The following is a 25,071-nucleotide window of genomic DNA, read 5'->3' on the forward strand; positions in this document are numbered from 1 at the left end:
GACTATCGCGCATTGCGCTGGCGTCGGTTGATCAACACCAGCGCAATCGCGGTAAACACCACCACGCTGCCCATCTGCAGCCACTTTTTATACGGTCGCAATGCCGAGCGGACCGGGCTCAATACTTGGGTAACGTAACGCTTATCTGCATTCTGAAAATCCGGATAAGGACATCGGCGACCGAAGTTCACCGCCCAATCCACGTACGGCCCTTCCTTCACATAGCGTTGATAGAAGGCGCTTTCTTCTTCAAGGCTGGTGTTCCACCCCGCCGCCGCACACAGAACGGCCGCAAAAGCCTGACTGGTATGGGGCAAATTATCAGCAGCGCGGCTGGCCAACGCCGTGGCGACATAACGATAGTGGTAACGCTGATCGGGCTGTGCAGCGCTGGCCTGCTGACGCCGGACTTCATCTTCAGCCACTAATGGACCCACCTTGAGCTCGCTGCTCTCAAGGCTGTAATTACCGCCGAACGTGGCGTAATCCGGCGCCATTTCGTAGCCGAGAATTTCCATCCCCCACTCGCGCATCAGCCAACCTGCGTTAAATAGAGCAGCAGCACGCTTGGTCGGCCACCAGGCAGCGTCCGCCTCCTGACGCAATTGCCCGTACGCCTTGGCCTTGTTCTGCAAATCGACGTTGTCGAAGTAAGCCGGAGCCTCATCGTAACGCTCTTCACGCAATAAACGCCGCCCGAGCAGATTGCGCAGGCTCGCGGCCACCGGCAACGGCACATAATTGTCGCGATCCTGCTGGCTGAGCGGTGGCGGTGCCGGCACCTGGGTGTCGACGTACTGCTTGAGTTCATCGAGGGTCAGCACCCGCTCAGCCACGGTGGCCGCGTCGAACCAGTAGATGCCCTGGCTGCGATAGAGCTGATCGAAGGCCTGCAGGTAATCCCCGCGTTGCAGGGCCAGGATCGCGCTTTCACCCTCGACCCGGCACTTGGGCTGGAGCGTTTCGTAATCCCAGTCGGGCGTCCGCCGCTCGCCCCAGGATTCGTTCTGCGGGAAGGCCTGGGCGGCTTTGGCATAGGCCGCTGCGGCGGCGTTTTTGTCGCCATCACGCACCGCCAGCTTCGCCCGCAACCACCATGCAAGGCCACCGTCACCAGCCTGTTCGAGGAAGGCTTTGGCGCTGGCGTAATCGCCCTGTTGATAATTCATCGCCGCCAGGCGATCGGCATTATCCAGACTGCCACGGGTGCTGCTTTGCAGCAGTTTGATCAGTTTCTGTTCGTTCGGCGGTTGATCACCGAATGACCAGCCCAGCCGACTGATCAACGACGCCGTCACCAGTTGCTGCACCGCTTTGCCCTTGAGCAACCCGGCCAGTTGCTCGTCGGGCATCGCCGCCAGATCGGCCATCAACAGCTTCAGCGAGGTGTAGCCCACCGCCGAACCGTGAAGATTCTGCGTGGCGTAGAGTTGGATGGCGTTGTCCCAGTCACCCGCGGTGCGGGCCACTCGCGCCTCTTCACCGAGGCTGGCGACACCCAGTTCCAATGGGTCGCTGAAGCCGTCGATGCTCAGTTGACGGGTCTGCTCGAAGGCCTTGCGGGACTGAGCCAACAGGTCAGGGGTCGCGCCTGCTTCTGAACTCATGGCAAACAGCGCCCGGCCCAACGAGTACGCCGCCCAGGTGCTACGCAACGGGCGTTGTTCCGCCGGCAGCGCCAGCACTTTCTGGAAGTAGTCGGCGGCCAGGCCATGGTCACCGGCGTTGAACGCCACGGCGCCAGCCAGATAGAGTCTGTGCTCGGCCGGCAGATTCGCGCCTTGCTCTTCAACCTGACGGGCATCGGTCAGGTTGCGCAGTTGTTTCACCAGCGCTTGCTGCTCAGGCGTCAGACCGGCCTGTTCAGCGGTATCGCGCTGATGGGTGTAATCAGGCGCATCGCCGTAACCGTCCCCCGGAATGTTGGTGGCGGCGGTGACATTTTTCAGTCCCGCGATGGCATGCCCGAGGCGGCTGATCTCAAGGTTGAAGTTGCCTTCCGGCAGTTCCGCCAGCGACTGGCCACGGTTGTCGAGCAGGCGCATGGGGAAGTCCGGCCCGCAGGCCAGCGCCGAACCCAATGGCAGGCTGAGGCTCAGGCAAAGTACATGGCGGGGCCAGTTACGGGTAAACATTCGAACCTCCTTGATCAATGTGTGCGCAGCGAGCCCAACCGATGGCGCGCTGCCCGCCGGCCGGGATTCGACCGTCACGCAGGCGGATGAAGGTAAGCAGATCCGGGCGCTGTTGCAACGCATAACCGGCCAGCGCATCGGCGCCCTCGCAGCCCTGCACCGCCAGCGTCAGACGTTCGGGCCAGGCACTGTCGAGGTTGCCTTGGTTGCTGAGGCTGATGTCGTAGAGGCCGTCCTGCGCCGAGAGTTTCAGCCCCACATGACTGTCGAGCGTATCGCCGCGCGCCACAGCGCCCAGCGTCGTCAGGCTCCAGGCCCTGCGATCATTGGCCAGGGGCAGGCGAAACCAGATCAGCCCGGCCAGATGGGCCGGTGGATCGGCGCGCAACTCGGTGCCGAGCTTACTCAGTTGCTGCGGGTCCGCCAGCAACTCCCGACGTTCGCCACCTCGCTCGATGGGCACTTCGCTTTCCACGACCGGCGCGCCCCCGGCCCCCGGCAACAGCGCCACGCCATAAGCCGGCAGCGCCAGATAAAACGGTTTCGATGTGTTGCGACTCCAGGCCCTGGCCCACTGCCGTGTCTGATCCGGGTCGAACAGCCCACGCCGTGGATCGCTCACCGCGTGCACCTGCAACACGCTGCTGTCGACCGTTGCCAGCAACGCCGGCAATTCAGAACTGTCGAGCCAGGCCGGTAATGCGGTGATGCTCAGTGGCAAGGACGCCGGCAGAACGCCACGCAAATGGGTGAGGAATTCGCGGTAGGCCGGTAACCGGGCGTTGCCCGCATCGTGGTCGATTTCCACGCCGGACAGGGTCAGCCCCTGCCCTTGCCAATCGTTGAGCACCTGCTGGATCTGTGCCGTGACCTCGTCCCGGTCCAGCCCGTTGAGTTGGCCATCCAGACGAACCACCGCAATCAGCGGTCGGCCATCACGCTTGAGCAGCGCCGGATCGATCCGCGCCCGGCTCCAGCCAGACTGTGGAAATGCCTGCAAGGCCAGCACGCGCAAGGTCGAGAAATCGGTGCGGCTGTCGCGCAACGCGGCGTCATGGGCCGGCGTCCATTGCCGTTGCCAGACATAGAGTTGCTGATCGAGCGGCGGCGCGTCCGGTTGCTCGCAACCGTTGAGCAACACCGCTGCCAGCAAAACGATCAAGCGTGTGAAAAAAACCATGAGAAACCTTATCCCAGAAATACAAAAAGGGCCTCTCAAAGGCCCTTTGTCGCTCTGCTCGCTACCCTACTCAGCCGTTGGCTTGCGGGCAACGATCACCTGACTTTTCGCAACCACCGTACCCAGCACCTGACTGCCCGCTCCCACAGAGGGATTTTCTGTGTTGTCTGGTTCAGTTACAGATCCAACACCAACGGCTGCGAACCCTGCGCCGGCACCGCACAACAAATCAGCACCTCACCCGCATCGGGAGCCTCCGCCGGAGGCTGTGGATAATTCACCTCTCCGCTGATCAACCGGGTTTTGCAGGTCCCGCAGGAGCCGCCGCGGCAACTGAATTCCGGGCGCAAGCCACGGCTCTCCGCCAACTCCAGCAAACTGCCGCCGTCCGGCTGCCAACGCGCTTCTTTGGCAGAGCGCTGGAACACGACGGGCACCGAAACGGTAGCGGCCGGCAATTGCTCGATGACCACCGCGTCCGGGTCCGGCTTGCGACGCAGCGTCGACGGGCCAAAGGTTTCGGCATGAATCCTTGAATCAGGGACATCCAGATCCCGCAGGCTGTCGTACAGCCCCTGGGTAAAACTTCCCGGACCGCACAGGACAAAATCCACTTGGTCGTAGTCCTCCACCTCAAGAGTGGTCTTGAGCAAGTCGGCGTCGATGCGCCCTGTCAGGTCGTAATCTTCACCCTCACGGGCATCGGCCTCCGGCTGACTAAGCAAACGCAGCACCCGCACCTCATCACCGAGGCCGTCGAGCAGGCGATCCAGCTCAGGGCGAAACGGTTGATCGGCCAAGGTCCGCGAGCTCTGGAAGAACCACACAGGACGGATGCGCCGCGTGCGCAGGCCTTGATAAACCATCTCCCGCAGCATCGACAGCAGCGGCGTGATCCCCACGCCGGCAGCCAATAGCACCAGCGGCCGACGCTCATTCGGTGCCACGGTGAAATGCCCTTGAGGCGAGCGGGCTTCAAGCACATCGCCGACACGAATCTGCTCATGCAGGTGCGAGGACACCAGGCCTTCACGCTTCACGCTGATGCGGAAAAAGTCATCGGATGGCGCGCTCGACAAGCTGTACGTGCGGATGTGCACATCGCCTGCGATGTTGAACCGCAAGGGCAAATGTTGCCCGGCTTGAAACACCGGCAACCCGGCGCCATCGGCAGGCTCCAGATAGATTGAACGGATGTTGTGGCTCTCCCGCTCGATGCGCGTCACTCGCAGCGGCCGCCAGCGATTCCCCAGCGCCTGGGCTTGCAGGCGTGCATTCGCCTGCGTCCAGGTGCCGGTCAGCAGACTGGTGGGCGACACGCCGTCAAAGCGCCAGCGCAAGGCCAGTGCCGCGGGCCGACGCACCGCGTGCTCCACCTCGAATGTCCACAGCCGCTCAGCCCCTTGAAAGGCTTCGATCTGCGGGCCTTCAAGGATGACTTGCGTGCGACCGCTGAGGTGCAGCAAATCGCCCGAATCGAAATCGATGAACAGCAAACCGGCCCGAGGGTTGATCAGCAGGTTGCCCAAGGTATTGAAGAACAGGTTGCCGGCGAAGTCCGGGATGGTCAGGCGATTGCCTTCTATCTGGACGAAACCGGCCTGGCCGCCCCGATGAGAAACGTCCACCGAGCGTTGGCCATCGACGTCCACATAGCTGGCGACAAAGAAGGTATCGGCGCTGGCAATCATGGCTTTGGCCGCGTCATCCAGACCATTGAGATGCTGCGCGATACGGGTCTCCGGATCCGCCAATGGCACCGAGCGAAACTGGCGCAATTGAATGTATTGCGGGCAATTGCCGAAGGATTGCTCCACCGTCACCTCGAAGCCGCTCGCCGTTACAGCGCCGACTCGACCATTGAGACGGTTGCGACGTCGGGTGTGCAGCTCGATACCGAGCAGACCGATCGCCGCCCCGTCTTGCAGTTGTGCAGGATCGTCGCGACCGGGCAGGCTGCCGATCTGCAACAGCCCGGGCTCGGGGGACTTCGCAAAGCCCGGCGCCCCTTCAAGAATGCTCGCCCAAGGGTTGCCGTCGGCATCCACCGCGCCGTACAGCATGAACGGCAGTTGCTGATAGAACGTGCGGTGCTGGTCCGGCATCTCGCCGCGAATCACCCTACGACCCAATGCGTCCATTCGCTCCGCGACACCCACGTGGGCTTGCAACTGTTTCTCGCCTGCATGCCAAGGTGAACGTTCCATAACGGCTTCTCCCCTGCGCTCATTGCGCAATAAGAACGGCCCGACTGAATAGGGCCGTGAACATCAGGCTGTTTTTTGCAAACCGGCGATGGTGCGCGGCATGCCGACAAACCCTGGCAAGGCTTCAACGCGCGCCAGCCAGGCCCGGATGTTGGCGTAGTCGTCCAGCGACACATTGCCTTCCGGAGCATGGGCGATGTAGCTGTACGCGGCGATGTCGGCGATGGTCGGCTCGCTACCGGCCAGATAGGCCGTTGCGCCCAGTTCCTGATCGATCACTTTGAGCCAAGTGTGAGAATAGGCAATCACCTCTTCAGCGTTGTAAGGCGCACCAAATACAGTGATCAGCCTTGCCCTGCCGGGGCCAAAGGCAATCGGCCCGGCGGCGACCGACAACCAGCGCTGAACCTTGGCTGCACCGACCGGATCGGTTGGCAGCCAGCGACCGTTGCCATATTTTTGCGCAAGGTAGACCAGGATCGCGTTGGAGTCGGCCAGCACCATGCCTTGATCCTCAATCACCGGAACCTGACCAAACGGGTTGAGCGCAAGAAAATCCGCTTGTTTATGTGCGCCCTTGGCCAGATCGACGAAGATCAGCTCGGTCGGCAGTTGCAACAACGACAGCATCAGCTCTACACGGTGAGCATGGCCGGAACGGGGGAAGTTGTAGAGTTTGATGGCTTGCATGGTCGACTCCGCTGGGTGGTGGCGCCGCTCAGGAAAGATCAGCGCCGATGGAGCGCTATCTTCCATCCACAACCAAAGCAACAGAATAACCAGTAAACGCAATCCATTATTTCAGCCAGTGCAATAACCCTTCAGCCGTGCAGCGCAGGATGTTCGCGCAGCACCTTCACCGCAAAGTCCACAAAACTGCGAACCCGCGTCGGGGCCTTGCGCCCACCCTGGTAGACCACATGAATGGGCAATGGCGGCAGTTCGAAGTCAGCCAGGACGATTTCCAGCTCACCGGTGGCGATCTTGCTCGCCACTTGATACGACAGGACTCGGGTCAATCCCAGGCCCATGGCGGCGGCAGTGATCGCCGCTTGATTGGCAGAGACCACAAGACGTGGCTCCGGACGAACACTGATCGGCTCTCCCGCCTCAAGGAACGGCCAGCTTCTGGGCTGCCCGATGGACGAGGTGGCGATGATCGGGGCGCGGCTCAAGTCTGCCGGATGCCGAGGCCGACCATGGTCAGTCAGGAATCCAGGGGAAGCGCAGATCACTCGCCGCACTTCGCCCACTCGAATTGCGTGCTGATTGCTGTCAGGCAATTCACCGATACGCACGGCCACATCGATGCCCTCCTCGACCATGCTCACCACCCGGTCGACCAGTACAGCGTTGATGCTGACTTCAGGAAATTGAGTCAGGTAACCGACCATGAGCGGCGTGACGAACAAATCGCCGAACAATACCGGTGCCGTGATCGTCAGTTGCCCACGGGGCTGGGCATGGCTCCCGGCGGCCGAATCCTCGGCTTCCTGCACCTCGGCGAGAATTCTCCGACAGTCCTCCAGATAACGCTGGCCCGCCTCGCTCAAATGCACGCTACGGGTGGTGCGCGTCAGCAACTGAGTGCCAATGCGCTGCTCAAGCGCCGCCACTGCCCGGGTAACGCTGGCCGCCGACATCCCCAAGCGCCGCGCCGCCGCCGAGAAACCCTGGTCCTGGGCGACAGCGGCGAAGACCTGCATTTCCTGGAATCGGTCCATCGGGTATGTCCTTCGTTCAGGTAAAAAAAATCGCAACCGTAGGCTGCGATTTTTATTGGTTCGATCACCTGTGGATAACTTATTCCACCGTCACCGACTTCGCCAGATTTCGTGGCTGGTCAACGTCAGTGCCTTTCAACACTGCCACGTAGTACGACAACAACTGCAACGGAATCGTGTAGAGGATCGGCGACAGGATGTCGTGGATATGCGGCATGTGCACAACATGAGTGCCTTCACCGTTGGTCATGCCGGCCTGCTCGTCGGCGAAGACGATCAGTTCACCGCCGCGGGCGCGGACTTCCTGGAGGTTGGACTTCAACTTCTCCAGCAACTCGTTGTTCGGTGCCACGGTGACCACTGGCATGTCGTTATCCACAAGCGCCAGCGGGCCATGTTTCAGCTCGCCCGCCGGGTAGGCTTCGGCGTGGATGTAGGAGATTTCCTTGAGCTTGAGCGCCCCTTCCATCGCCACCGGGAATTGCGCACCGCGACCGAGGAACAGGGTGTGGTTCTTCTCGGCGAACAGCTCGGCGATTTTTTCCACAGTGCTGTCCATGGCCAGGGCTTCGCCCAGACGGGTCGGCAGGCGACGCAGTTCTTCCACCAGTGTGGCTTCGACGCCTGCGGCCAATGTGCCGCGCACCTGACCCAGGGCCAGGGTCAGCAACAGCAGGCCCACCAATTGAGTGGTGAAGGCTTTGGTCGAGGCCACGCCAATTTCGCGACCGGCCTGGGTCAGCAGCGTCAGGTCCGATTCACGCACCAGGGAGCTGATGCCGACGTTGCAGATTGCCAGGCTGGAAAGGAAGCCCAGTTCCTTGGCATTGCGCAGCGCGGCTAACGTATCGGCGGTTTCGCCTGACTGGGAGATGCTCACGAACAGGGTATCGGGCTGCACCACTACTTTGCGATAGCGGAATTCGCTGGCGACTTCGACCTGGCACGGGATGCCGGCCAGTTCTTCGAGCCAGTAACGGGCAACCATACCGGCGTGATAACTGGTGCCGCAGGCGACGATCTGTACATTACGCACCTTGGCGAACAACTCGGCCGCTTGTGAACCAAACGCCTGGACCAGCACCTGATTCTGACTCAGGCGACCTTCAAGCGTGCGTTGCACCACGGCCGGTTGCTCGTGAATTTCCTTGAGCATGTAATGCCGGAACTCGCCTTTGTCAGCGGCTTCGGCACCGTCACGGTACTGAATGCTTTCACGCTCGACGAGCACGCCGTTGATGTCCCAGATCTGCACGCTGTCGCGGCGAATTTCGGCGATATCGCCTTCTTCCAGGTACATGAAGCGGTCAGTGACCTGGCGCAGGGCCAATTGGTCGGAGGCGAGAAAGTTTTCACCCAGGCCCAGACCGATCACCAATGGGCTGCCACTGCGGGCCGCCACCAGACGATCCGGTTGCCGGGCGCTGATCACCGCCAGACCGTAAGCCCCGTGCAGTTCTTTGACGGTCGCTTTCAGGGCTGCGGTCAGGTCGGGTTGCTCTTTGAGTTTTTCGTTGAGCAGATGAGCGATGACTTCAGTGTCCGTGTCCGAGGTGAACACGTGGCCCAGGGCCTTGAGTTGCTCGCGCAGGGCTTCGTGGTTCTCGATGATGCCGTTGTGCACCACCGCCAAATCGCCCGAAAAATGCGGGTGAGCGTTGCGTTCGCACGGTGCACCGTGAGTCGCCCAGCGGGTGTGGGCAATGCCCAGACGGCCGACCAGAGGCTCTTCGATCAGCGCCTGTTCCAGTTCGCTGACCTTGCCCGGCCGACGCAGGCGCAAGAGTTTTTCATCGTTGGTGTACACCGCCACACCGGCGCTGTCATAACCACGGTATTCCAGACGCTTGAGGCCTTCGAGCAGGATGGCGGTAATGTTCCGTTCTGCGACTGCACCAACAATTCCACACATGCTATTTCTCCTGACTGACAGCGGCGCAAATCACATTGATGCCGCGGGCCTGAATCTGATCGCGGGCCTCAAGCGGCAGGCGATCATCGGTAATAAGGGTATGGACACTGCTCCAAGGCAGCTCCAGATTGGGAATCTTGCGGCCGATCTTGTCGGCTTCGACCATCACGATCACTTCGCGGGCGACCTCGGCCATGACACGGCTCAGTCCCAGCAATTCATTGAAGGTGGTGGTCCCGCGCACCAGATCGATGCCATCGGCGCCAATAAATAACTGATCGAAGTCATATGAGCGTAGTACCTGCTCTGCCACCTGCCCCTGGAAGGATTCGGAATGCGGATCCCAGGTACCACCGGTCATCAACAGCACCGGTTCGTGCTCGAGTTCAGTCAACGCGTTGGCGACATGCAGGGAGTTGGTCATCACCACCAGGCCCGGTTGCTGGCCGAGTTCCGGGATCATCGCGGCGGTGGTACTACCGCTGTCGATGATAATGCGCGCATGCTCGCGAATCCGCGTGACGGCCGCGCGGGCAATGGCCTGCTTGTATTTCGAAACCGGTTGGCCGATATCGGCGACCAGCTCCTGCGGCATGGTGACCGCGCCGCCATAACGACGCAGCAACAGACCGTTGCTTTCAAGCGCGGCCAGATCCTTGCGAATCGTAACTTCCGAGGTTTCGAAGCGTTTGGCCAACTCGTCCACACTGACTTCGCCCTGCTCATTGAGCAAGGCGAGGATATTGTGGCGGCGTTGGGGCGTGTTGCGCTTTGACATGACTTGGTAAGTTTCGATTCGAAAGATAACGTAAGCAATCAAAACCTATCGGCGAAACTTCGTCAAGCCAGCTTCAGAAAAAAAGATGTGTGGATAACTCAAAAAAAGATCGCAGCCTCCGGCAGCTCCTACAGAGTGAACACGAATTCCCTGTAGGCGCTGCCGAAGGCTGCGATCTTTTGATCTGTGGATAACTTAACTCTTCTTGATCTTCTCAGGCCGCTTCCAGCCGTCGATGTTCTTCTGTCGAGCCCGGCCAACGGCCAATTGAGCGTTATCCACATTCTGGGTAATGGTCGAACCGGCCGCCGTGGTCGCACCGGAGGAGATATCCACAGGCGCCACCAACGAGTTGTTGGAGCCAATGAACACATCTTCACCCAGCACGGTTTTCCACTTGTTGGCACCGTCGTAGTTGCAGGTGATGGTGCCGGCGCCAATGTTGGTGCGCGCACCGATCTCGGCATCGCCCAGATACGTCAAGTGACCGGCCTTGGCACCTTCGCCCATGTGAGCGTTCTTCAGTTCAACAAAGTTACCCACATGTGCGCGGGCCTCCAGCACTGTGCCGGGACGCAAACGAGCGAACGGGCCGGCATCGCTGCCTTCGCCGAGAATCGCGCCTTCGATATGACTGTTGGCCTTGATCACCACGCCTTTGCGCAGGGTGCTGTCCTTGATCACGCAGTTCGGGCCGATCACCACGTCGTCCTCGATGACCACTTTGCCCTCGAGAATCACGTTGATGTCGATCAGGATATCGCGACCAACGGTAACCTCACCGCGCACATCGAAACGTGTCGGGTCGCGCAGGGTTACGCCTTGAGCCATCAAACGACGAGCGGCGCGCAGCTGATAATGACGCTCCAGCTCGGCCAGTTGTTTGCGATCGTTGGCGCCCTGCACTTCCATGGCGTCATGGGGTTGTTCGGTGGCCACCACCAGACCATCACTGACCGCCATGGCAATCACGTCGGTCAGGTAGTACTCGCCCTGGGCATTGTTGTTGGAGAGGCGGCCCAGCCAATCGCCCAAACGCTGGGAAGGCACCGCCAAAATGCCGGTATTGCCTTCGGTGATCGCACGCTCAACCGCGTTGGCATCTTTCTGCTCGACGATGGCAGTCACTTTGCCGGCGGCATCACGGACAATACGGCCGTAGCCAGTCGGGTCATCCAACTCGACAGTCAGCAGACCCAATTGCTGCGGTGCAGCCTGCTTGAGCAGACGTTGCAGGGTTTCGACTTCGATCAACGGCACGTCACCGTAGAGAATCAGCACGGTATCGGACTCGATGAACGGCACAGCCTGGGCCACCGCATGACCGGTACCCAGCTGTTGGTCCTGCAGGACGAAATTCAGGTCATCGGCGGCCAGACGCTCGCGCACCGCTTCGGCACCATGGCCGATCACCACGTGGATGCGCTGTGGATCAAGTTGCCGGGCGCTGTGGATAACATGGCCGAGCATTGAATTACCGGCAATCGGATGCAGGACTTTCGGCAAGGCCGAACGCATGCGAGTGCCTTGGCCGGCAGCGAGGATAACGATTTCAAGGGACATGACTGGCTACCAATCCTGGGTGGTCAGCAACTGCGACCAGGTGATGAATATCGAAAAAGAAAAAAGGGTAGCCGAGGCTACCCTTTTTAATCAATCGCGCAACAAGTCGATGGCCGATTAGTGGCCGAACTTCTTGCGGATCTGCTGGACGGTGCGCAGCTGAGCTGCAGCCTCGGCCAGACGTGCGGCAGCAGAACCGTAATCGAATTCCGCGCCTCGCTCATGCAAGGCTTTCTCGGCAGCCTTAACGGCTTCCAAAGCTGCGGCTTCGTCCAGGTCGGCAGCGCGTTGCACGGTGTCGGCGAGAACCTTGACCATGTTCGGCTGAACCTCGAGGAAACCACCGGAGATGTAATACACCTCCTCTTCCCCGCCCTGCTTGATCAGGCGGATCGGGCCCGGCTTGAGATTGGTGATCAGCGGCGCGTGACCCAGGGCGATACCAAGATCACCCAGTGCACCGTGCGCAACCACCATCTCGACCAGGCCGGAAAAGATTTCCCCTTCCGCGCTGACGATATCGCAATGGACTGTCATAGCCATCTGATTGCCTCAACCTAAATTAGCGCCCGTTGCCGGGCGCCGGGATTACAGTTTCTTGGCTTTCTCGATCGCTTCTTCGATGCCGCCGACCATGTAGAACGCTTGTTCTGGCAGGTGGTCGTAGTCACCGTTGAGGATGCCTTTGAAGCCAGCAATGGTGTCTTTCAGGGAAACGTATTTACCCGAAGCACCGGTGAAGACTTCAGCCACGAAGAACGGCTGCGACAAGAAACGCTGGATCTTACGAGCACGGTTTACCAACTGCTTGTCGGCTTCCGACAGCTCGTCCATACCCAGGATCGCAATGATGTCCTTCAGTTCTTTGTAACGCTGCAGCACGTACTGAACACCGCGAGCGGTTTCGTAGTGGTCGTTGCCGATCACGTTCGGGTCCAGCTGACGCGAAGTCGAGTCCAGTGGGTCTACCGCTGGGTAGATACCCAGGGAAGCGATGTCACGGGACAGAACGACAGTGGCGTCCAAGTGGGCGAAGGTGGTCGCTGGCGACGGGTCGGTCAAGTCGTCCGCTGGTACGTATACCGCCTGGATCGAAGTAATCGAACCTTGCTTGGTCGAAGTGATGCGCTCTTGCAGCACGCCCATCTCTTCAGCCAGGGTCGGCTGGTAACCTACTGCCGAAGGCATACGGCCCAGCAGTGCGGATACTTCAGTACCGGCCAGGGTGTAACGATAGATGTTGTCGACGAACAGCAGAACGTCGTTACCTTCGTCACGGAACTTCTCGGCCATGGTCAGGCCGGTCAGTGCTACGCGCAGACGGTTTCCCGGCGGCTCGTTCATCTGACCGTAAACCAGTGCCACTTTGTCCAGAACGTTGGAGTCCTTCATCTCGTGGTAGAAGTCGTTACCCTCACGAGTACGCTCACCCACACCGGCGAACACAGAATAACCGCTGTGCTCGATGGCGATGTTACGGATCAGTTCCATCATGTTTACGGTCTTGCCTACACCGGCACCACCGAACAGACCGACTTTACCGCCCTTGGCGAACGGGCAAACCAGGTCGATAACCTTGATGCCTGTTTCCAGCAGCTCGTTGCCGCCCGCTTGTTCAGCGAAGGTTGGCGCAGGACGGTGAATGCCCCAACGCTCTTCTTCGCCGATCGGACCAGCTTCGTCGATCGGGTTGCCCAGTACGTCCATGATCCGGCCCAGGGTCGCTTTACCGACCGGTACGGAGATGGCTGCGCCAGTGTTGTTGACGTCCAGACCGCGCTTCAAGCCTTCGGTGGAGCCCATCGCAATGGTACGAACCACGCCGTCGCCCAGCTGCTGCTGAACTTCCAGAGTGGTTTCGGCGCCTTGAACTTTCAAGGCGTCGTAGATGCTCGGTACGCTGTCGCGTGGGAATTCCACGTCGATAACGGCGCCGATGATTTGAACGATACGTCCGCTACTCATAGCTGGATCCTCTGAATATTTGAACCGTTAAACCGCGGCAGCGCCGCCGACGATTTCCGAGATCTCTTGGGTGATCGCAGCCTGACGCGCCTTGTTGTAGACCAGCTGCAAATCGCTGATCAAATCACCGGCGTTGTCGGTAGCGTTCTTCATCGCGATCATCCGCGCAGCTTGTTCAGCCGCGTTGTTCTCGACCACCGCCTGGTAGACCTGCGACTCCACGTAACGGACCATCAAGCCGTCAAGCAGCTCTTTGGCGTCCGGTTCGTACAGATAATCCCAGTGGTGCTTGAGTTCTTGATCCGGGGTTGCCACCAGTGGAATCAACTGCTCCACGGTAGGCTGTTGTGTCATGGTGTTGATGAACTTGTTGGACACCACGGACAGGCGGTCAATACGGCCATCCAGGTAGGCATCCAGCATCACCTTGACGCTGCCGATCAGATCATTGATCGACGGCTCTTCACCCAAGTGGCTGATAGCTGCAACGACGTTACCGCCGAAGTTGCGGAAGAAAGCCGCACCCTTGCTACCAACGACACACAGATCGATCTCGACGCCGTTTTCGCGGTTTACCGCCATGTCCTTGACCAAAGCCTTGAACAGGTTGGTGTTCAAGCCACCACACAGACCACGGTCACTGCTCACTACGACATAACCAACGCGCTTTACTTCACGGTCGATCATGAACGGGTGGCGATATTCCGGGTTAGCGTTGGCCAGATGGCCAATAACCTGGCGGATGCGCTCCGCATAAGGACGGCTAGCAGCCATGCGCATTTGTGCCTTGCGCATTTTGCTGACCGCCACTTTTTCCATGGCGCTGGTAATCTTTTGCGTGCTTTTGATGCTCGCAATCTTACTGCGAATCTCTTTTGCGCCTGCCATGTAACACCTATCAGGTTAGCAAGCGGGAGCCGCTAGGCTCCCGCTGCGGCTTACCAGGTTTGGGTGGCCTTGAACTTCTCGATACCGGCTTTCAGGCCGCCATCGATTTCGTCATTGAAGTCACCCTTCACGTTGATCTTCGCCATCAAGTCGGCGTGATCGCGGTTGAAGTAAGCAATCAGCGCTTGCTCGAAGCTGCCGATCTTGGCGATTTCAACGTCGGTCAGGAACCCACGCTCAGCGGCATACAGCGACAGCGACATGTCGGCGATCGACATTGGCGCGTATTGCTTCTGCTTCATCAGCTCGGTAACGCGCTGACCATGCTCAAGTTGCTTACGGGTCGCTTCGTCCAGGTCAGAAGCGAACTGGGCGAATGCCGCCAGTTCACGGTACTGAGCCAGAGCGGTACGGATACCACCGGACAGCTTCTTGATGATCTTGGTCTGAGCGGCACCACCCACACGGGATACCGAAACACCGGCGTTCACTGCAGGACGGATGCCCGAGTTGAACATGGCCGATTCCAGGAAGATCTGACCGTCGGTGATGGAAATCACGTTGGTCGGAACGAACGCGGAAACGTCGCCAGCCTGGGTTTCGATGATCGGCAGTGCGGTCAGGGAACCGGTTTTGCCGGTCACTGCGCCGTTGGTGAACTTCTCTACGTATTCTTCCGAAACGCGGGATGCGCGCTCCAGCAGACGGGAGTGGAGATAGAACACGTCGCCTGGGTAAGCTTCACGGCCTGGTGGACGGCGCAGCAGCAGGGAAATCTGGCGGTAAGCCACTGCTTGCTTGGACAGATCGTCATAAACGATCAGCGCGTCTTCACCGCGGTCGCGGAAGTATTCGCCCATGGTGCAACCGGAGTACGGTGCCAGGAACTGCAGTGCTGCAGATTCCGAAGCGCTCGCTGCAACGATGATGGTGTTAGCCAGCGCACCGTTTTCTTCCAGCTTGCGAACTACGTTGGCGATGGTCGATTGCTTCTGACCGATGGCTACGTAGACGCAGAAAATGCCGCTGTCTTTCTGGTTGATGATCGCGTCGATCGCCAGAGCGGTTTTACCGATCTGACGGTCACCGATGATCAGCTCACGCTGGCCACGGCCGACAGGGATCATGGCATCGACAGCCTTGTAGCCAGTCTGTACAGGCTGGTCTACCGACTTACGCCAGATCACGCCTGGAGCAACTTTCTCGACCGCGTCGGTCTCGGTGTTGTTCAGCGGACCTTTGCCGTCAACTGGGTTACCCAGTGCGTCGACAACGCGACCCAGCAGTTCCTTACCAACCGGAACTTCGAGGATGCGGCCGGTGCACTTGGCGCTCATGCCTTCAGCCAGAGTCTGGTATGCGCCCAATACAACGGCACCTACAGAGTCTTGCTCCAGGTTGAGAGCCATACCGAAGACGCCGCCCGGAAACTCGATCATCTCGCCGTACATAACGTCGGCCAGACCGTGAATCCGCACGATACCGTCAGATACGCTGACGACAGTGCCTTCGTTACGGGCTTGGGAGGTCACATCGAGCTTGTCGATGCGGCCCTTGATAATTTCACTTATTTCGGAAGGATTGAGTTGCTGCATTGCTCTGCTGCCCCTTCAAACTCAAGATTTCAATGCTTCGGCAAGTTTCGCGATTTTGCCGCGAATCGAGCCATCGATAACCAGGTCGCCGGCGCGGATGACAACACCACCAATAAGGGATGAGTCTTCCTCGACTTGCAGGCGCACTTCCCGGTTGAGTCGTGCACTGAGAACCTTGGCGAGTTTGTCTTGCTGTTCTTGGTTCAATGCAAAAGCACTGGTCACTTCAACGTCTACCGATTTCTCTTGTTCGGCCTTGTACAGGTCAAACAGAGCGGCGATCTCCGGCAGAAGCGGGAGACGGTCGTTTTCGGCAACGACGTGAATGAAGTTCTGTGCCTTGACATCAAACTTGTCGCCGCACACGTCAATGAACGTGGCGGCCTTTTCTGCGCTCGTCAGTCGCGGGGCCTTGAGCACGCGCTGCATGGTGTCGTCTTGCGACACCGCTGCTGCCAGGCCGAGCATGGCTGACCAATTGGCCAGTTGCTGGTGGGCCTGAGCGTGCTCGAAGGCCGCCTTAGCGTAAGGTCGGGCCAACGTGGTCAGTTCTGCCATGATCGCCCTCGCTTAGATTTCAGCAGCCAGTTGGTTAACCAGCTCTGCGTGCGCGTTTTGATCGATTGCTTTGCCCAGGATCTTCGAAGCACCGCCAACGGCCAGGCTACCCACTTGGGCGCGCAGCGCGTCTTTGACGCTGTTCAGTTCCTGTTCGATCTCGGCCTGAGCCTGAGCCTTCACACGGTCAGCTTCGACGCGAGCCTGTTCACGGGCTTCGTCGACAATCTGGGTACCGCGTTTCTTGGCTTGCTCGATGATTTCAGCTGCCTGAGCTTTCGCTTCGCGCAGTTGCTGACCCGCTTTCTCTTGGGCCAACTCCAGGTCGCGAGCTGCTCGGCTGGCAGCGTCCAGACCATCAGCGATCTTCTTTTGACGTTCGTGCAGAGCCGTGATGACCGGAGGCCATACGAACTTCATGCAGAACAGTACAAAAATCAGGAACGCAACGGACTGGCCAATCAGGGTCGCATTAATGTTCACGCCAACACCTCGCAGTTACGTTGTCCATCACACCAAATTACCCGGAAGATCCGAGTAATTAGCCAGCGATTTGACCAACGAACGGGTTCGCAAAGGTGAAGAACAGAGCGATACCAACACCGATCATGGTTACGGCGTCGAGCAGACCGGCAACGATGAACATTTTAACTTGCAGCATTGGAACCATTTCTGGCTGACGCGCTGCGCCTTCCAGGAACTTGCCGCCCAGCAGGCCGAAACCAATTGCGGTACCCAGTGCGCCCAGGCCGATCAACAGTGCAACAGCGATAGCGGTTAGACCAACTACAGTTTCCATCTTTCCTCCCGACTTTTACGTCGTATGGTTTAGGTTTTTTAGATTTTAAAGCGGTAAAACAAATCGTTTCATAGCCCTGTTAGGGCACCCACCCGTTTGACCGGGTGGGACATCAGACCAGTCGAGACTGGTCTTAATGGTTTTCTTCGTGCGCCATCGACAGGTAGACGATGGTCAGCATCATGAAGATAAATGCCTGCAGGGTGATGATCAGGATGTGGAACACAGCCCACGCCCACTGCAGAACTACGCCCAGGCCGCTCAGCCAGAGCAGACCGCTGCCGAACATCACAGCGATCAGAATGAACACCAGCTCACCGGCATACATGTTGCCGAACAGACGCAGAGCCAGGGAGATCGGCTTGGCGATCAGGGTCACGAATTCCAGCAGGAAGTTCACCGGAATCAGCAGCGCCTGAACAAAGATGTTCTTGCTACCGAACGGGTGCAGGGTCAGCTCGCCGATGAAGCCGCCGAGGCCCTTGATCTTGATGCTGTAGAAAATGATCAGCGCAAACACCGTGAAGGCCATGGCCAAGGTAGCGTTCGGGTCGGTGGTCGACACGGCGCGGAACGGGATGTGGTGGTCGCCGGAGATCAGGATGGCCAGCTGAGGAATCCAGTCAACCGGTACCAGGTCGATGGCGTTCATCAGGAAGACCCAGACGAAGATGGTCAGTGCCAGCGGTGCAACCACTGGACTACGGCCATGGAAGCTGTCTTTCACGCTGCCATCGACGAATTCGACCAATACTTCAACGAAGTTCTGCAAAGCACCAGGTACACCTGTAGTCGCCTTCTTTGCCGCCATGCGGAAAAGAAGAACGAAGATCAGACCCAACGCGACCGACCAGCCGAGGGTATCGACGTGGAAAGCCCAGAAGCCCATTTCCTTGGCTTCTGCTGCGGAGTGGGCAAAGCCCCAGCCGCCGTTGGGTAGCTGACCGAAGGTCAGGTTCTGCAAGTGGTGCTGGATATAGCCCGAAGCGGTTGTTTCTGCCATGGTTGCCTCAAACGCCCTAAGGTCTCGAAAGTCTTGTTCTCATAAGCAGGGGAGCGAACCAGCTGACCAGTTGGGTCAGCACGAAGACGCCGAATACTGCTAACGGCGCCAATGGCTTCACACCTGCAAACGTCAATGCAAACAGCACTGCCGTCAAAATCAGTTTGCCCGCCTCGCCGGCATAAAAAGACCGGACGATGGCTTGAGCTGCTCGGGCGCCGGAAAACCGAAATGCCCTGTGAGCGAAATAAATATTGGGAAGCAAGGCTATCAGGCCTCCGCAAAGTCCTGAGTACCCGGCAACGACTCCATACCATCGCCAGAGCGCCAAAGCGGCAATCAGCAAAACGACAAGTTGAGCCATTAACACCGGAAAAACAGCCAATCGATGGAAAGGCAAGCGGTCTGGCGTGCGGTTTTCCATCACTTTTGCTCCCCAATGGTCGGCTGCCGAAATTCAATAACTTGGCATAATTTGTGCCGACAAAATGCGCGCAGAGTATAGGGGCGGTTCTGCCCCTATTCAACTGTCAGGTAGTGATTTCCGACTTCACGCTACAAGAGGAATTGTTTCAGCGGATGTGTGCGAGCACACCTTGAAGTTCATCAAGAGAGTTGTAGCCGATCACCAACTGCCCCTTACCCTTCTTTCCGTGGCGGATCTGCACCGCAGAGCCTAGGCGCTCGGCCAGGCGCTGCTCGAGCCGGACGATATCCGGGTCCGGTTTTGCCGGTTCCACAGGCTCCGGTTTGCCACTCAACCACTGGCGAACCAGTGCTTCAGTCTGGCGCACAGTGAGCCCCCGTGCGACAACATGTCGCGCCCCTTCAACCTGTTGGTTTTCCGGTAAACCCAGCAAGGCACGGGCATGACCCATTTCCAGGTCGCCGTGAGACAGCATGGTCTTGATGACTTCCGGCAACGAAATCAGGCGCAACAGGTTGGCTACGGTGACGCGGGACTTACCCACAGCCTCGGCCACTTGTTGCTGAGTCAGCTGGAATTCCTGCTGCAAACGCTGCAAGGCCACCGCTTCTTCGATCGGATTGAGGTCTTCGCGCTGGATATTCTCGATCAACGCCATGGCGATGGCGGTTTCATCCGGCACATCGCGGACCATCGCCGGGATGGTTTCCTGGCCAGCCTGCTGGCTGGCGCGCCAGCGGCGTTCGCCGGCGATGATTTCGAAGCGACCGCTGCCAATCGGGCGAACCACGATCGGCTGCATCACGCCCTGAGCCTTGATCGACTGCGCCAGCTCTTCCAGCGCCTGAGTATCCATGTCGCGACGCGGCTGGTACTTGCCACGCTGGATCAGGTCCAGGGGCAGGTGCTGCAGCTCACGCTGGTCGGCTTGCACCGCTTGTTCTTCCAGCGAGCTGACAGTCGGACCACTCAGCAGTGCATCCAGTCCACGTCCGAGACCTCGTTTCTTGACGGCCATGGGGATTCCTTAAGTTGCCTGGGCAGCGGCGGTGCGTGAATTTTTGCGTTGACGGCGAACCATCTCACCGGCCAATGCCAGATAGGCAATCGCGCCGCGCGATGATTTATCGTACGCCAGCGCCGGCATGCCATAGCTTGGCGCTTCGGCCAGACGGATGTTGCGCGGAATCACGGTGTCGTAGAGCTGATCGCCAAAGTGTTCCTTGAGCTGCGCCGAGACGTCGTTCATCAGGCTCAGGCGCGGGTCGTACATGGTCCGCAACAGGCCTTCGACTTTCAGGTTCGGGTTCAGCAGTTCGGCAATGCGCTTGATGTTATCCACAAGGTCGCTCAACCCTTCGAGCGCGAAGTACTCGCACTGCATGGGGATAATGACCCCGTCGGCGGCAACCAGCGCATTGAGCGTGAGCATCGACAGCGATGGCGGGCAGTCGATCAAAATGTAATCGTAGTTTTCACGGATCGGCGCCAACGCGCTGCGCAGGCGGCTTTCCTTCATCTGCATTTCCAGCAGAACGACTTCGGCCGCGGTCAGATCGCGGTTTGCCGGCAACAACTGGTAACCACCGTGTTCGGAATAGTGCATGGCCTGGGCCAGATCACATTCACCGATCAACAGATCGTAGACCGAGTTTTCCAGACCGTGTTTATCCACACCGCTACCCATGGTGGCGTTGCCCTGTGGATCAAGATCGATCAACAGCACCCGACGCTTGGTAGCGACCAGGGAAGCTGCGAGGTTGATGCAGGTGGTGGTCTTGCCCACACCACCCTTTTGGTTCGCTATCGCGAATACCTTAGCCATTCTTGCTTGTGTTCCCAATCATGCCGTGCGGCGCAGTATCAGCAGATGGCGTTGGCCTTGGCAACCGGGTACGGCCAGGGCGTGTTCGCTATCGAGGTGGAAGTCTGCCGGCAATGCTACCAGCTCATCGGCGGGATGAACGCCCTTCATTGCCAGCCAGCGTGTATCGGCGTCGCCCAAATGGCGAGTCCAGTTGCTGAAGTTCTCCATGCTGCTGAACGCCCGGGAAATGATCCCGTTGAATGGCAGTTCAGGCTGGAAGGCTTCGACGCGACTGTGGATAACTTGCAGGTTATCCAGTTTGAGTTCGAGTTTGACCTGGGTCAGGAAGCGGGTTTTCTTGCCGTTGCTGTCCAGACAGGTCACCTGGGACTCAGGAAACAGGATCGCCAACGGAATACCCGGCATGCCTCCGCCGCTGCCAACGTCCAGCCAGCGACCATTTTCGACGAACGACATCACGCTCAAGCTATCGAGCAGGTGACGGGAGACCATTTCGTCCGGATCACGCACGGCGGTCAGGTTGTAAGCCTTGTTCCATTTGATCAACAAGGCCAGATAACCCAGCAGCTGAGCGTGCTGGGCTTCCGTCAGTGTGACACCGAGCTGGCGAGCACCTGTGGATAACTCTTCTGCATGTTGCGAGGTAACCAACGAACTCAAGCGCTTTGCTCCAACTGACGGCCCGCGCCGCGTTTTTTCAAATGAATCATCAACAGCGAAATCGCCGCTGGGGTCACGCCCGGAATACGCGACGCCTGGCCCAAAGTCTCTGGACGGGTCGCACCGAGCTTGCTCTGGATCTCCTTGGAGAGACCGGAGATGTTCGTGTAATCGATATCCACAGGCAGTTTGGTGTCTTCGCTGGCCCGCAGGCGTGCGATTTCATCCTGTTGACGGTCGATGTAACCGGCGTATTTGGTCTTGATTTCGACCTGTTCGGCGACCTGTGGATCTTCTGCGCCCCCGCCAGTCACGGCGATCAGACCAGCGTAGTCGATTTCCGGACGGCTCAGCAGGTTGAGCAAATTGTATTCGTGGGTCAGCGGCGTGCCGAACTTCTCGGCAATCGCATCGCCCTGCTCGGTGCCCGGGCGAACCCAGGTACTTTTCAGGCGTTGTTCTTCCAGATCGATGCTTTCGCGTTTTTTGCAGAAAGCCGCCCAACGCGCGTCATCCACCAGACCCAGTTCGCGACCTTTTTCGGTCAGGCGCAGGTCGGCGTTGTCTTCGCGCAGAATCAAGCGGTATTCGGCGCGGGATGTGAACATCCGATACGGTTCCTGGGTACCGAGGGTAATCAGGTCGTCAACCAAAACGCCGATGTACGCTTCATCACGACGCGGGCACCAGGCATCTTTGCCCTGGGCTCGCAGTGCGGCGTTGGCTCCAGCCAGCAAACCCTGGGCGCCGGCTTCTTCGTAGCCGGTGGTGCCGTTGATTTGCCCGGCGAAGAACAAACCGGCGATGACTTTGGTTTCCAGGCTGTACTTCAGGTCACGCGGGTCGAAGTAGTCGTACTCGATGGCGTAGCCCGGACGCACGATGTGCGCGTTTTCCATGCCGCGGATCGATTGCACGATCTGCAATTGCACGTCGAACGGCAAGGATGTGGATATCCCGTTCGGGTACAGCTCGTGAGTGGTCAACCCTTCCGGTTCGATGAAGACCTGGTGGCTTTCCTTGTCGGCAAAGCGGTGGATCTTGTCTTCGATCGATGGGCAATAACGTGGGCCGATACCTTCGATCAACCCGGCATCGGAATACATCGGCGAACGGTCGAGGTTGGCGGCAATGATTTCGTGGGTCCGGGCGTTGGTGTGGGTGATCCAGCAGCTGACCTGTTTCGGGTGCTGTTCTTTGGAGCCCATGAACGACATGACCGGGATCGGCGTATCACCGGCTTGCTCGGTCATGACCGAGAAATCCACAGACCGACCGTCGATACGCGGCGGAGTACCGGTTTTCAGGCGACCGACACGCAATGGCAGTTCACGCAGACGATGTGCCAAAGCAATCGAAGGCGGATCACCGGCGCGACCACCGGAATAATTCTGCATGCCGATGTGGATAAGTCCACCGAGGAAGGTGCCCGTCGTCAGCACCACGGAGTCGGCGAAGAAACGCAGGCCCATTTGCGTGACAACGCCGCGCACTTGTTCCTGTTCGACGATCAGGTCGTCCGCGGCCTGTTGAAATATCCACAGGTTCGGCTGGTTTTCCAAAGCTTCGCGGACAGCGGCCTTGTACAGCACCCGATCTGCCTGGGCGCGAGTTGCACGCACGGCCGGGCCTTTGCGGCTGTTCAATACGCGAAATTGAATACCGCCTTTATCGGTAGCCATGGCCATCGCGCCGCCCAGGGCATCGATTTCCTTGACCAGATGGCTTTTACCGATCCCACCAATGGCGGGATTGCAGCTCATGGCACCGAGGGTTTCCACGTTATGCGTCAGCAACAGGGTTTTTGCCCCCATACGTGCTGATGCAAGTGCTGCCTCGGTACCGGCATGACCGCCGCCGATGACGATCACTTCAAAACGGGAAGGGAAATCCACCACGCACCTCGTGCCTGCTTTAGTCAGGTAATCCGGAATAGTTTGAGCTCAGGTTCTTGGACCTGGTCGGCAAGTATAGGGACTTCGCCCTTCCTAAAGAACCCTTTGCACAAAATTTAACCAGCTGTGGAGAAGTCGGGGTTATAGAAATTAAAAAGAGAGAAATTTATTAAATCTTTGTTTTTATGTTTATTTCTACTGACCCACCTTTCTGTGGATAGATTCATACAGGCCTTTATTTTCAATGTGTACAGAGATTCAAAACCCTGTGGTCATGTGCCGAGGAGGCCCTTGGATAACCGGTGTAAGCCTGTGGATGAAAGGGGCTGTTATCCACAGAGGCGGTTATCTTCAGTTTTGAGGCCTTGTTATCAACTGCCCTTAGCGGCAGTTATTCACAGGGCTTAATCCACAGAAAAGGGCTGACCGAGCAAATCCCGGCCACGGAAAATCTGCCCGAACAGAAAAATCTGCTCGGGAGCGGAGGACTATTTCAGAAGAAGAGGGGCAGACAGGCCAGAACGGCCTGTCTGTGGGTAACGCAGAAGGACTATTTACCGATGCAGAAGCTGGAGAAGATCCTGCCCAGCAGATCATCGGAGCTGAATGCCCCGGTGATTTCGCCCAAAGACTGCTGGGCTTGCCGCAAATCTTCGGCCAGCAGTTCACCGGCACCCGCTAACGTCAGCTGCGCGCGGCCATGTTCGAGGGACGCACTCGCGTGACGCAGTGCCTCCAGGTGACGCCTGCGAGCACTGAAGCTGCTTTCAGAGGTCTGCTCGTAACCCATGCAGGCCTTGAGATGCTCGCGCAACAACTCCAGGCCTTCGCCGGCGGACCTGGCACTGAGGCTGATCGTGACGTGGCCATCGTTACTGACTTCCAGGGCAATTGCTTCGCCCGTCAGGTCTGCCTTGTTACGAATCAGCGTCACTTTTGCCGGATCCGGGCGGGTTTCGAGGAATTCAGGCCACAAGGCAAATGGATCAAGGGCCTCGGGAGCCGTGGCATCGACCACCAGCAATACCCGATCCGCCTCGCCGATGGCTTTCAATGCTCGTTCGACGCCGATTTTCTCGACCTGATCGTCGGTATCCCGCAGCCCGGCAGTGTCGACCACATGCAACGGCATGCCATCGATGTGGATATGTTCGCGAAGAATGTCCCGGGTCGTGCCGGCAATCTCGGTCACGATCGCGGCTTCACGTCCGGCCAGGGCATTCAGAAGGCTGGACTTGCCGGCATTCGGCCGACCGGCGATGACTACCGTCATGCCGTCACGCAGCAAGGCCCCCTGCCCGGCTTCCCGAAGCACTGTGGATAATTCGTCGCGCACTTTGTCCAGCATGCTCAGAACGTGGCCATCGGCGAGGAAGTCGATTTCTTCTTCGGGGAAGTCGATAGCCGCTTCGACGTAAATGCGCAGGCCTATCAATTGCTCAGTAAGGTTATGCACACGTTGGGAAAACGCCCCTTGCAACGAACGCAGGGCATTTCGTGCTGCCTGTGCAGAACTCGCCTCGATCAGGTCGGCAATGGCTTCGGCCTGAGCCAGATCAAGCTTGTCATTGAGGAAGGCGCGCTCGCTGAATTCACCCGGTCGGGCCAGACGGCAGCCCAGTTCAAGGCAGCGTTTGAGCAACATATCCAGGACGATTGGTCCGCCGTGGCCCTGCAGCTCCAGCACATCTTCGCCGGTGAACGAATTCGGTCCCGGGAAATACAGTGCGATGCCTTCGTCCAGCACCTCTTCGTTTTCACTGAGGAACGGGCCGTAATGGGCGAACCGCGGTTTCAGCTCGCGGCCGCTGATGGCTTTGGCCGCCACACTCGCCAGCGGCCCGGAAATACGGACGATGCCCACACCGCCGCGACCTTGAGCGGTGGCAACGGCAGCGATGGTTTCACGAGGAACGCTCATAAACCGGTATCCAGACAAAAGTGACAGATAGCA

Annotated in this window: 22 protein-coding genes; all 22 read right to left on the reverse strand. The window is 58.8% G+C overall.

The window, feature by feature from the left end:
• Positions 1-2: 2 nt before the first annotated feature.
• Complete coding sequence (locus FFH90_RS00925) at positions 3-2,135, reverse strand: hypothetical protein (protein WP_138866561.1); 2,133 nt, start codon at positions 2,133-2,135, stop codon at positions 3-5.
• The gene (locus tag FFH90_RS00930) at positions 2,122-3,315 is read right to left on the reverse strand and encodes a DUF3142 domain-containing protein (protein WP_111453109.1); all 1,194 of its coding nucleotides are present in this window, start codon (positions 3,313-3,315) and stop codon (positions 2,122-2,124) included. Before FFH90_RS00930 ends, FFH90_RS00925 begins: the two co-directional genes overlap by 14 nt.
• 176 nt (positions 3,316-3,491) lie before the next feature.
• Positions 3,492-5,522: a pyridoxamine 5'-phosphate oxidase family protein gene (locus FFH90_RS00935; RefSeq protein ID WP_138866562.1), complete on the reverse strand. Its 2,031-nt coding sequence runs from the start codon at positions 5,520-5,522 to the stop codon at positions 3,492-3,494.
• A 63-nt stretch (positions 5,523-5,585) separates the two neighbouring features.
• Positions 5,586-6,212, reverse strand: a complete 627-nt coding sequence (locus FFH90_RS00940; RefSeq protein WP_018927332.1) for a glutathione S-transferase family protein — start codon at positions 6,210-6,212, stop codon at positions 5,586-5,588.
• Between the two features lie 131 nt (positions 6,213-6,343).
• A complete protein-coding gene (locus FFH90_RS00945; protein WP_138866563.1) occupies positions 6,344-7,246 on the reverse strand; it encodes a LysR family transcriptional regulator in 903 nt (300 codons plus the stop codon).
• Positions 7,247-7,325: 79 nt separating this feature from the next.
• On the reverse strand, positions 7,326-9,158 hold the full coding sequence (glmS, locus tag FFH90_RS00950) for a glutamine--fructose-6-phosphate transaminase (isomerizing) (RefSeq protein ID WP_018927330.1): 1,833 nt from the start codon (positions 9,156-9,158) through the stop codon (positions 7,326-7,328).
• A gap of 1 nt (position 9,159) precedes the next feature.
• Positions 9,160-9,936: a DeoR/GlpR family DNA-binding transcription regulator gene (locus FFH90_RS00955; protein ID WP_007934349.1), complete on the reverse strand. Its 777-nt coding sequence runs from the start codon at positions 9,934-9,936 to the stop codon at positions 9,160-9,162.
• Positions 9,937-10,131: 195 nt separating this feature from the next.
• Positions 10,132-11,499 carry a bifunctional UDP-N-acetylglucosamine diphosphorylase/glucosamine-1-phosphate N-acetyltransferase GlmU gene (gene glmU, locus FFH90_RS00960; RefSeq protein WP_019580347.1) on the reverse strand — a complete coding sequence of 456 codons (1,368 nt, stop codon included), beginning with the start codon at positions 11,497-11,499 and terminating at the stop codon, positions 10,132-10,134.
• A gap of 117 nt (positions 11,500-11,616) precedes the next feature.
• A complete protein-coding gene (locus FFH90_RS00965; RefSeq protein WP_007934346.1) occupies positions 11,617-12,042 on the reverse strand; it encodes a F0F1 ATP synthase subunit epsilon in 426 nt (141 codons plus the stop codon).
• A gap of 45 nt (positions 12,043-12,087) precedes the next feature.
• Complete coding sequence (gene atpD / locus FFH90_RS00970) at positions 12,088-13,464, reverse strand: F0F1 ATP synthase subunit beta (protein WP_007969907.1); 1,377 nt, start codon at positions 13,462-13,464, stop codon at positions 12,088-12,090.
• Between the two features lie 27 nt (positions 13,465-13,491).
• Positions 13,492-14,352: a F0F1 ATP synthase subunit gamma gene (atpG, locus tag FFH90_RS00975; RefSeq protein WP_007934344.1), complete on the reverse strand. Its 861-nt coding sequence runs from the start codon at positions 14,350-14,352 to the stop codon at positions 13,492-13,494.
• A 50-nt stretch (positions 14,353-14,402) separates the two neighbouring features.
• Positions 14,403-15,947 (reverse strand): F0F1 ATP synthase subunit alpha, encoded by a 1,545-nt coding sequence (atpA, locus tag FFH90_RS00980; RefSeq protein ID WP_007969905.1) that lies wholly within the window; start codon positions 15,945-15,947, stop codon positions 14,403-14,405.
• 21 nt (positions 15,948-15,968) lie between these two features.
• A complete protein-coding gene (locus tag FFH90_RS00985) occupies positions 15,969-16,505 on the reverse strand; it encodes a F0F1 ATP synthase subunit delta (RefSeq protein WP_007969904.1) in 537 nt (178 codons plus the stop codon).
• 12 nt (positions 16,506-16,517) lie between these two features.
• A complete protein-coding gene (locus FFH90_RS00990) occupies positions 16,518-16,988 on the reverse strand; it encodes a F0F1 ATP synthase subunit B (RefSeq protein WP_007969903.1) in 471 nt (156 codons plus the stop codon).
• A 58-nt stretch (positions 16,989-17,046) separates the two neighbouring features.
• A complete protein-coding gene (atpE, locus tag FFH90_RS00995; RefSeq protein ID WP_003097235.1) occupies positions 17,047-17,304 on the reverse strand; it encodes a F0F1 ATP synthase subunit C in 258 nt (85 codons plus the stop codon).
• A gap of 133 nt (positions 17,305-17,437) precedes the next feature.
• On the reverse strand, positions 17,438-18,307 hold the full coding sequence (gene atpB / locus FFH90_RS01000) for a F0F1 ATP synthase subunit A (RefSeq protein WP_007934337.1): 870 nt from the start codon (positions 18,305-18,307) through the stop codon (positions 17,438-17,440).
• A gap of 16 nt (positions 18,308-18,323) precedes the next feature.
• The gene (locus FFH90_RS01005; RefSeq protein ID WP_007934335.1) at positions 18,324-18,731 is read right to left on the reverse strand and encodes a F0F1 ATP synthase subunit I; all 408 of its coding nucleotides are present in this window, start codon (positions 18,729-18,731) and stop codon (positions 18,324-18,326) included.
• 148 nt (positions 18,732-18,879) lie between these two features.
• On the reverse strand, positions 18,880-19,752 hold the full coding sequence (locus tag FFH90_RS01010) for a ParB/RepB/Spo0J family partition protein (RefSeq protein WP_138866564.1): 873 nt from the start codon (positions 19,750-19,752) through the stop codon (positions 18,880-18,882).
• A 9-nt stretch (positions 19,753-19,761) separates the two neighbouring features.
• Positions 19,762-20,559 (reverse strand): ParA family protein, encoded by a 798-nt coding sequence (locus FFH90_RS01015; RefSeq protein WP_007934331.1) that lies wholly within the window; start codon positions 20,557-20,559, stop codon positions 19,762-19,764.
• Positions 20,560-20,577: 18 nt separating this feature from the next.
• Positions 20,578-21,222, reverse strand: a complete 645-nt coding sequence (gene rsmG / locus FFH90_RS01020; protein ID WP_007934329.1) for a 16S rRNA (guanine(527)-N(7))-methyltransferase RsmG — start codon at positions 21,220-21,222, stop codon at positions 20,578-20,580.
• Positions 21,219-23,117 (reverse strand): tRNA uridine-5-carboxymethylaminomethyl(34) synthesis enzyme MnmG, encoded by a 1,899-nt coding sequence (gene mnmG / locus FFH90_RS01025; protein ID WP_111453114.1) that lies wholly within the window; start codon positions 23,115-23,117, stop codon positions 21,219-21,221. Before mnmG ends, rsmG begins: the two co-directional genes overlap by 4 nt.
• Before the next feature lie 550 nt (positions 23,118-23,667).
• Positions 23,668-25,038: a tRNA uridine-5-carboxymethylaminomethyl(34) synthesis GTPase MnmE gene (mnmE, locus tag FFH90_RS01035; protein ID WP_018927324.1), complete on the reverse strand. Its 1,371-nt coding sequence runs from the start codon at positions 25,036-25,038 to the stop codon at positions 23,668-23,670.
• Positions 25,039-25,071: the final 33 nt, after the last annotated feature.

Source organism: Pseudomonas sp. ATCC 43928 (genome assembly GCF_005938665.2).
Lineage (GTDB): Bacteria > Pseudomonadota > Gammaproteobacteria > Pseudomonadales > Pseudomonadaceae > Aquipseudomonas.